The following is an 8098-nucleotide window of genomic DNA, read 5'->3' as shown; positions in this document are numbered from 1 at the left end:
GCTTCGGCTTCGGCTTCGGCTTCGGCTTCGGCTTCGGCTTCGGCTTCGGCTTCGGCTTCGGCTTCGGCTTCGGCTTCGGCTTCGGCTTCGGCTTCGGCTTCGGCTTCGGCTTCGGCTTCGGCTTCGGACGCGTCCTCTACCAGGTCCGCCAGGTCAACCATCGGAGCCGGGTCTGCGGCGATCTCTGGCTTGTTCGGGGCCAGTTCGGCGATCCCGTCAAGGCTCATTTCGACCGCGGCCGCCATCGCCGGGGTCTCGATCAGGCTGTCGTCGCCCTCGCCAGAGCCGAGCGTGGACATGACATTGACCATTGCTTCTTCGGACGCGTCATCGGCTTTCGGTGCCGCGGCAATCGCGGGGGCCGCGTCGCCCATCGCCTCGGCCGGAGCCGCGCGGTTTGCGCTGCTGGCGTTCGAGACGACGGCGCGAATTCGGGCCAGCTTGTCGGCGATCGATTCGGGCATGCGGTCGGGTTTGGCCGCAGCCACCGGATCGATTGCGGGCGTTTCCGGCAGACGGACCTCGGGCACCGAGGCGTCTGCGACATCGTTCTCTTGGTCCGGCTTCGGTGTCTCGACGATCTCGGCCTCGTCCACCTCCTGCCCGGCGTGGATATCAAGCGCCTCGGCCATGGACTCGAGCTCTTCGTCGAGTGCCGCATCGCTCACCGCGTCGGTGGCAGCGGCCGGCATCGGCTCGGGTGTCACCTCGGGCTCGGGCCGGGCCTCTGGCGCGGACTGGGCTTCGGATTCCGGCTGGGGTTCGGGCTCAGCAGCTACGTGTTTCTCTGGGCTGGTCTGCGACGCGACGGGCTCCGGCGCGGTTTCGGCCTCGGCCACGGCGGCCAGCGAGGGGCGCAGCACGATGCCGTCATCCTCGAACCGGGCCTCGACGCGGCGGGAGATCTCCTTTTCCGCGATCCGCGCCAGCATTTCTGCGTCGGGAGTCGGTGGCTCGGCGCCGAAGTATCGGTCGTCCGATGCCAGGTCGCGGAAGTATTCCGCAATTGCCTTCATGGTCTCGAAGGATTCGTCGAACCCTTCCAACGTGCACGAGAACGTGCCGTAAGAGACGGTCAGGATTTTATTTGTCTGTACCATCGTGTGCTCGCCTTCCAAAAACCTGCAAGGTCATGTTTATCATGATGGTCCCGGCCAAAGCGGCCCGAATCTGTGCAAGTGAGCGTATCATTTCGTGGCTAGATTGTGACCTTTCTCCCGGAATATGGCTAAAAAGCCATGAACGAACCCATAGTCACTTCCTCGGAGCCGGTCCTGCTGGCCGGCGGCGGCGAGTTCCGCCACGCCGACCTGATCCTTGCCCAAGGCTGGGCGCGGCGGGCGGTGGCGGCCGACAGCGGCGCGCTGGTGCTGCTGCGCCACGGGGTGACGCCGGAGGCGGTGATCGGCGATTTCGACTCGCTGCCCGAGGCGACCCGCAAGGCCTTGCCCCCCGAGAGCCTGCACCCTATCGCCGAGCAGGACAGCACCGACTTCGACAAATGCCTTCGCAATATTGCGGCGCCGCTGATCCTCGGGCTGGGGTTTCTCGGCGCGCGGGTCGATCACCAGCTCTCGGTCTTCAACCGGCTGGCGGCGCGGCCCGACCGGCCTTGCCTGCTGATCGGCCGGGAGGACCTGGTGTTTCACGCCCCTTCACGGCTGGTGCTCGACCTCGCCGCGGGCACCCGGGTGTCGCTCTTTCCGATGCGCGCGGTGACCGGGCGAAGCCGCGGGCTGCGCTGGCCGATCGACGGCATCGGCTTTGCCCCCGGCGGCCGGGTCGGCACCTCGAACGAGGCGCTGGGCCCGGAGGTGACGCTCGAGATGAACGGTCCGGGGATGTTGGTGATCCTGCCGCGCGACTGCCTCGATCAGGCGGTCAGGTCTGTTCTAGCGGCGGGGTCCGCGACATCGACCGCTCGCGCATGACGACATAAAGCCCCGCCGCCATGGTGACGCAGATGCCGAGCAGCGCGAGACCATTGGGCAGGTCGGCAAAGATCAGCCAGCCATAGAACATCGCCACAGGTATCTCGAGGTATTGCATCGGCGCGACGGTGGCCGACGGGGCAAAGCGCAGGCTCCAGGTCATCAGCAGATGCGCCGCGGTGCCGGTGACGCCGACGGCGGCAAGCAGCAGGATCTCGGTCTGGTCGAGCGCCACGTAGGTCTGGCCGAGATCGCCGCCCTGCGCCACCACCGACAGCGGGATCAGGATCAGACAGGCCATGATGCCATTGATCGCCTGCATTGAGATCGGATCGGTCTCGCGCGCGATCTGCCGGGTGACCAGCATGAAGAGCGCGAAGATCACCGCCACCAGCAGCGGCAGCAGCGCCGGCCAGCCGACATCGGCAAAGGTCGGCTGCACCACCATCAGCGTGCCCAGAAAGCCCACCACGCAGGCCCCGGTCCGGCGGGCGCCGATCTCTTCGCCCAGCACATAGTGGCCGAGCAACAGCATCAGGAAGGGCATGACATAGGCAATCGCCATCGCCTCGGCCAGCGGCAGATAGCGCAGCGAGGCAAAGACCGCGGCGATGCCGGCGATATGCAGCACCGCGCGCAGCCAGGCCAGCCGGAACACCCGCGGCGACATGTACCACGTCCGGCGCGTGGCCTGGACCAGTGCCGCCAGGACGATGGCCTGGATAAGGAAGCGGATGGTGAGGACCTCAAGCAGCGGCACGGTCTCGCCCAGGAGCTTGACGATGGCATCGCCGAGCGGCGCCAGCAGGCAGAAACCGAGCATCAGGAGGATGCCGAGAAAGGGGTTGTCCTGTGCCAGGACCTGTGGCGCGCGCGTCATGGTTGCAGGTTAGCGCGAAGCTTCGTGTGGCGGCAATGAGATTGCGCGGGGTTGATGGTTTTGGCAGTGAGGTTGCGGCCTTTGTTGGCGCGTTGGGAGAATGCTGACAGAGCCGCGCATCGCAGGGCCGCGGTACGGCGATCCGACCGTGCAATCGGCCGCATTATTCCAGCCATGCCCGTACGACATCCGTTCGGCGCACTTTTGGCTGCCAAATCGCCGTGCCTGGGGGCGGCGTCATGCCGGAGGCATGCCCTCGGGATGACGATGCGCGGAGGCCTGCGGCCTCTGTTAACGCGCGTAAATTCAGAGATGGTTCTCGGCCAGGCCAGAGCGTGATGCACGACCTGAGTCCAGCCTGCCGCCAAGGCTCAGGTTAGCCGTCGCGGTCGTCACCGGCCTCCGGATCGGCCTGCCCCACGCCGCGAAACACGAAGCGGAAGGGCAGCGCCCAGAGCACGCCGAGCAGGATGTAGACCAGAAGCTCCACCAGGATCGACGGGCGGTCGAGCATGTTCACGATGCTCACCGCCACCACGATATAGATCGGCAGCCCCACCAGCAGGATCACCAGCGACCAGCGCCGGCGGGCCTTGTAGCTCAGCCCTTTGCCCATGCCGCGCTCAATCCGCGAAGGGATCGGTGACGAGGATGGTGTCGTCCCGTTCCGGCGAGGTGGACAGCAGAGCGACCGGGCATTGGATCAGCTCCTCGATGCGGCGGACGTATTTCACCGCGTTGCCCGGCAGGTCGTTCCAGCTGCGCGCGCCCTCGGTGCTCTCTGACCAGCCCGGCATCTCCTCGTAGACCGGGGTGCAGCGCGCCTGGGCGTCGGCGGCGGTGGGCAGGTAGTCGAGCGGCTGGCCGTCAAGCTCGTAGCCGGTGCAGATCTTCAGCGTCTCGAACCCGTCGAGCACGTCGAGCTTGGTCAGCGAGATGCCGGTGACGCCGGAGGTGGCGCAGGTCTGGCGCACCAGGGCGGCGTCGAACCAGCCGCAGCGGCGCTTGCGGCCGGTGGTGGTGCCGAATTCATGGCCGCGCTCGCCCAGACGCTGGCCATCGGCATCGTCGAGCTCGGTCGGGAACGGGCCTTCGCCAACCCGGGTGGTATAGGCCTTGACGATGCCCAGCACGTAATCGATCGCGCCCGGGCCGATGCCAACCCCGGTGGCCGCCTGCCCGGCGATCACGTTCGAGGAGGTGACAAAGGGATAGGTGCCGAAATCGATGTCCAGAAGCGCACCCTGCGCGCCTTCGAAGAGGATGCGTTTGCCGGCCTTGCGCTTCTCGTTCATCACCTTCCAGACCGGGGCGGCGTATTCGAGGATCTTCGGCGCCACCTCCTTGAGCAGCGCCACCAGAGCGTCGCGGTCGATCGCCTCGACGCCCAGCCCCTTGCGCAGTGGATCATGGTGCTGCAGCGCGCGGTCGACGCGGGCTTCAAGCGTCGCGGCATCGGCCAGATCGGCGACGCGGATGGCGCGGCGTCCGACCTTGTCTTCGTAGCACGGACCGATGCCACGGCCGGTGGTGCCGATCTTGGTGCCCTTCGAGGCCGCCTCTTCGCGGGCCCGGTCGAGCTCGCCATGGTAGGGCAGGATCAAGGGCGTGTTCTCGGCGATCATCAGCGTCTCTGGGGTGATCTCGACGCCCTGGGCACGGATCGTCTCGATCTCCTGCAGCAGGTGCCAGGGGTCGAGCACCACGCCGTTGCCGATCACCGAGAGCTTGCCGCCGCGCACCACGCCCGAGGGCAGCGCATGCAGCTTGTAGACCTTGCCGTCGATGACAAGGGTATGGCCCGCGTTGTGGCCGCCCTGAAAGCGCGCGATCACATCGGCGCGTTCGCTGAGCCAGTCAACGATCTTGCCCTTACCTTCGTCGCCCCATTGTGCGCCGACCACGACAACATTGGCCATGTCACATCCTTCTCTACGGTGCCAAACCCGCGCCGATATAGCCGCTGCGGCGCGGGGGCGAAACCGCGAAATTCATCCCCGGCTGCGGCGGAGGCGAAATTGCCGACGCTGGACACGGGCCGGCAATCGGCTAGATGTGGCAGGCGTTTCACCAAAAGAGGCCGCCATGGGTTTTCTGCTTCGCTGGGTCTTTGCCTTCGTTCTGGTCGCCGCCACCTTCAATCCGACCGAGTTCAGCTATCTCGGCTGGGCGCTGCGCGCCTGGGACGCGCAATTGCCGCTGGTGATCCTGCTGGGGCTTTTGCTGCTGGTCGGCTGGATCATCTACCTCCGCGCCACGCTGCGCTCGATCGGGGCGTTCGGCATGATGCTGATTGCCGCCATCGTCGGCGCCCTGCTCTGGGTGCTGCATGATTTCGGCGTGCTGACGCTCGACAACCAGGCGCTCAACACCTGGCTCGGGATCGTCGCGCTGTCGACGGTGCTGGGGATCGGGCTGAGCTGGTCGATCCTGCGGCGAAGGCTCTCGGGGCAGGCGGATGTGGACGACGTCGACGCCTGAGTTGCCTCTGCGCCAGGAGGCCCCGGCGCGGGGGCCGGGGCGCGAGGGTGTGAGGGGCGCCGGCGGGGCGCATGGCGTGAGGAAGGATTGGGGGCTCTGCCCCCGGCCTGCGGCCTCCCCCGGAGGTTTATTGGGCAAGATGAAGCTGGGGAGCGTGCGGCATGAGGTCCGCGGATGCGGCGCCGGGTGTGAGGGCGGATGGGGGCGCTGCGCCCGGCCTGGGGCCTGCCCCGGAGGTTATCCTGCAGGATGAAGCTGGGGGAAGCGTGAGGGGTTTGAGGCGGGCGGGACGGCCCGGCCCGGGTTGCGGGTTGCGCGTGCGGATCTTTCCGCCTACATAGCCCGGCAACACGATACCCCGCGAGGCCCCATGGAAAACGTCGTCCTGATCATCCACCTGCTGTTGGCGCTGGCGCTGATTGGCGTTGTGCTCATGCAACGCTCTGAAGGCGGCGGCCTTGGCATGGGTGGCGGCGGTGGCGCCGTGGCGGGCCGCTCGGCGGCGACCGCGCTGGGCAAGATCACCTGGGTGCTGGCCGCGGCCTTCATCGTCACCTCGATCACCCTGACCATCATCGCGGCACAGAATTCCGCCGGCAGCTCGGTCATCGACCGGCTGGTGCCCTCGGCCGAAACCGAAGGCGATGCGGCCACCCCGGCCCTGCCCGGCGACGAACTGCTGCCGCCGGCGCAGGACGAGAACGCGCCGCTGGTGCCGCGCGCCGACTGATCCGGCACGGGCGGCGGCGCTTGGCGCCCTGCCCGCCCGCCTCCACAATCCATTGAGATTTCGTGGCTGACCGCAACAGTATCTTGCGGTCGGCTTGTCAAATCCACGCGAGCCCTGTAACAATGGACTCCCGTGGTACCGCGTGATTCCAGCCGTCTGGCCGTGCGGTTCAAATACCTTCGACTACGGGAGTTTCCGACAGCATGGCGCGCTTTATCTTCATCACCGGTGGTGTTGTGTCTTCGCTTGGCAAGGGGCTGGCCTCGGCCGCGCTCGGTGCCCTGCTGCAGGCCCGCGGGTTCTCGGTGCGGCTGCGCAAGCTGGACCCCTATCTCAACGTCGATCCCGGCACCATGAGCCCGTTCGAGCATGGCGAGGTCTTTGTCACCGACGATGGCGCCGAGACCGATCTCGACCTCGGTCACTACGAGCGCTTTACCGGCGTGGCGGCGCGCAAGACCGATTCCGTCTCGTCCGGCCGCATCTACTCCAACGTGCTGGAGAAGGAGCGCCGCGGCGACTACCTCGGCAAGACCATCCAAGTCATTCCGCACGTCACCAACGAGATCAAGGACTTCATCTCGATCGGCGAGGACGAGGTGGATTTCATGCTCTGCGAGATCGGCGGCACCGTCGGCGATATCGAAGGCCTGCCGTTCTTCGAGGCGATCCGTCAGTTCAGCCAGGACAAGCCGCGCGGGCAGTGCATCTTCATGCATCTGACCCTGCTGCCCTGGATGAAGGCGGCCGGCGAGTTGAAGACCAAGCCGACGCAGCACTCGGTCAAGGAACTGCGCTCGATCGGCATCGCGCCGGACATCCTGGTGTGCCGGTCTGAAGGGCCGATCCCGGCCAAGGAACGCGAGAAGCTGGCGCTGTTCTGCAACGTGCGCCCCGATGCGGTGATCGCCGCACAGGACATGTCGACGATCTATGATGCGCCGCTGGCCTATCATCGCGAGGGGCTGGACCAGGCGGTGCTTGATGCCTTCCAGATCTCTCCGGCGCCGAAGCCCGATCTGAGCAAATGGGAAGACGTCAGCGACCGCATCCACCATGCCGAGGGCGAAGTGCGGGTGGCAATCGTCGGCAAGTACACCCAGCTCGAGGATGCCTACAAGTCGATCGCCGAGGCGCTGACCCATGGCGGCATTGCCAACCGGGTGCGCGTCAAGGTCGAGTGGGTCGATGCCGAGCTCTTCGACCGCGAGGATGCGGCGCCGCATCTCGAGGGGTTCCACGCGATCCTGGTGCCCGGCGGCTTTGGCGAGCGCGGCACCGAGGGCAAGATCAAGGCGGCGCAGTTCGCCCGCGAGCACAAGGTGCCCTATCTCGGCATCTGCCTCGGGATGCAGATGGCCGTCATCGAGGCGGCGCGCAATGTCGCCGGGGTGGCCGGCGCCGGCTCGGAGGAATTCGACCACGAGGCCGGCAAGCGGCGCTTCGAGCCGGTGGTCTATCACCTCAAGGAATGGGTGCAGGGCAATGCCAAGGTGCATCGTTCGGCCACCGACGACAAGGGCGGCACCATGCGGCTTGGCGCCTATGACGCGGCGCTGAAGGACGGCTCGAAGGTGGCGCAGGTCTATGGCACGCAGGAGATCGACGAGCGGCACCGGCACCGTTACGAGGTCGACATCAAGTATCGCGACCAGCTGGAAAAGCACGGTCTGGTGTTCTCGGGGATGTCGCCCGACGGGCGGCTGCCGGAGATCGTCGAATGGCAGGATCACCCCTGGTTCATCGGCGTGCAGTTCCACCCGGAGCTGAAGTCGAAACCCTTCGAGCCGCATCCGCTGTTCAAGGATTTCGTGCGGGCGGCGAAGGAAATCTCGCGGTTGGTGTAAGGCTGTAGAATTGATGGCGAGCGAAGGGCGGGAGTTTTCCGCCCTTTTGCTTGTCTTGGCCGGTGAGAAGTCCATCTGCCGCGCCCCGGACTTGATCCGGGGCCTCTCTCTTTGGCCAGGAGGTCCCTGTCTAACCAGTTTTCTGTATAATGGAGGTGCGGACGGCATCCCGTGAGGTCCCTGGGCAAGAGCCCGTGTGCCGGATTGGGAGCCGTCCGCATTCTTGGTC

At 66.4% G+C, this 8098-nt stretch carries 7 protein-coding genes and 1 pseudogene; 4 read left to right on the top strand and 4 right to left on the bottom strand.

What is annotated here, in order from left to right:
* Positions 1-1118 (bottom strand): annotated as a pseudogene (locus VOI27_RS22960) (hypothetical protein); the annotation flags it as partial.
* Between the two features lie 120 nt (positions 1119-1238).
* Here VOI27_RS22960 and VOI27_RS22955 point away from each other — a divergent pair.
* Positions 1239-1931: a thiamine diphosphokinase gene (locus VOI27_RS22955; RefSeq protein WP_323768972.1), complete on the top strand. Its 693-nt coding sequence runs from the start codon at positions 1239-1241 to the stop codon at positions 1929-1931.
* Here VOI27_RS22955 and VOI27_RS22950 read toward each other — a convergent pair.
* From VOI27_RS22950 to VOI27_RS22940, 3 genes are all read right to left on the bottom strand, one after another.
* Complete coding sequence (locus VOI27_RS22950; RefSeq protein ID WP_323768970.1) at positions 1882-2811, bottom strand: DMT family transporter; 930 nt, start codon at positions 2809-2811, stop codon at positions 1882-1884. The two genes, VOI27_RS22955 and VOI27_RS22950, sit on opposite strands and share 50 nt — an antisense overlap.
* A gap of 376 nt (positions 2812-3187) precedes the next feature.
* A complete protein-coding gene (locus tag VOI27_RS22945) occupies positions 3188-3427 on the bottom strand; it encodes a DUF2842 domain-containing protein (protein WP_323768968.1) in 240 nt (79 codons plus the stop codon).
* Positions 3428-3434: 7 nt separating this feature from the next.
* Entirely contained in the window at positions 3435-4730 is a 1296-nt protein-coding gene (locus tag VOI27_RS22940) for an adenylosuccinate synthase (RefSeq protein ID WP_323768966.1), read from the bottom strand.
* A 166-nt stretch (positions 4731-4896) separates the two neighbouring features.
* Between VOI27_RS22940 and VOI27_RS22935 the strand changes: the two genes are divergently transcribed.
* The 3 genes from VOI27_RS22935 to VOI27_RS22925 all read left to right on the top strand — a co-directional run bounded on the left by VOI27_RS22935 (position 4897) and on the right by VOI27_RS22925 (position 7869).
* Positions 4897-5292 carry a DUF6524 family protein gene (locus VOI27_RS22935; protein ID WP_323768964.1) on the top strand — a complete coding sequence of 132 codons (396 nt, stop codon included), beginning with the start codon at positions 4897-4899 and terminating at the stop codon, positions 5290-5292.
* A gap of 370 nt (positions 5293-5662) precedes the next feature.
* On the top strand, positions 5663-6022 hold the full coding sequence (gene secG, locus VOI27_RS22930) for a preprotein translocase subunit SecG (RefSeq protein ID WP_323768962.1): 360 nt from the start codon (positions 5663-5665) through the stop codon (positions 6020-6022).
* Between the two features lie 203 nt (positions 6023-6225).
* The gene (locus VOI27_RS22925) at positions 6226-7869 is read left to right on the top strand and encodes a CTP synthase (RefSeq protein ID WP_323768960.1); all 1644 of its coding nucleotides are present in this window, start codon (positions 6226-6228) and stop codon (positions 7867-7869) included.
* The last annotated feature ends 229 nt before the right edge of the window (positions 7870-8098 follow it).

The sequence above is a fragment of the Marinovum sp. genome, assembly GCF_034669705.1.
Taxonomy (GTDB): Bacteria; Pseudomonadota; Alphaproteobacteria; order Rhodobacterales; family Rhodobacteraceae; genus Marinovum.
This window is presented reverse-complemented; position numbering and strand designations above follow the sequence as displayed.

Excerpts from the sequence above, each read along its gene's own strand:
- VOI27_RS22955 (WP_323768972.1), top strand. The coding sequence starts at position 1,239 with ATGAACGAACCCATAGTCACTTCCTCGGAGCCGGTCCTGCTGGCCGGC.
- VOI27_RS22950 (WP_323768970.1), bottom strand. The coding sequence starts at position 2,811 with ATGACGCGCGCGCCACAGGTCCTGGCACAGGACAACCCCTTTCTCGGC.
- VOI27_RS22945 (WP_323768968.1), bottom strand. The coding sequence starts at position 3,427 with ATGGGCAAAGGGCTGAGCTACAAGGCCCGCCGGCGCTGGTCGCTGGTG.
- VOI27_RS22940 (WP_323768966.1), bottom strand. The coding sequence starts at position 4,730 with ATGGCCAATGTTGTCGTGGTCGGCGCACAATGGGGCGACGAAGGTAAG.
- VOI27_RS22935 (WP_323768964.1), top strand. The coding sequence starts at position 4,897 with ATGGGTTTTCTGCTTCGCTGGGTCTTTGCCTTCGTTCTGGTCGCCGCC.
- secG (WP_323768962.1), top strand. The coding sequence starts at position 5,663 with ATGGAAAACGTCGTCCTGATCATCCACCTGCTGTTGGCGCTGGCGCTG.
- VOI27_RS22925 (WP_323768960.1), top strand. The coding sequence starts at position 6,226 with ATGGCGCGCTTTATCTTCATCACCGGTGGTGTTGTGTCTTCGCTTGGC.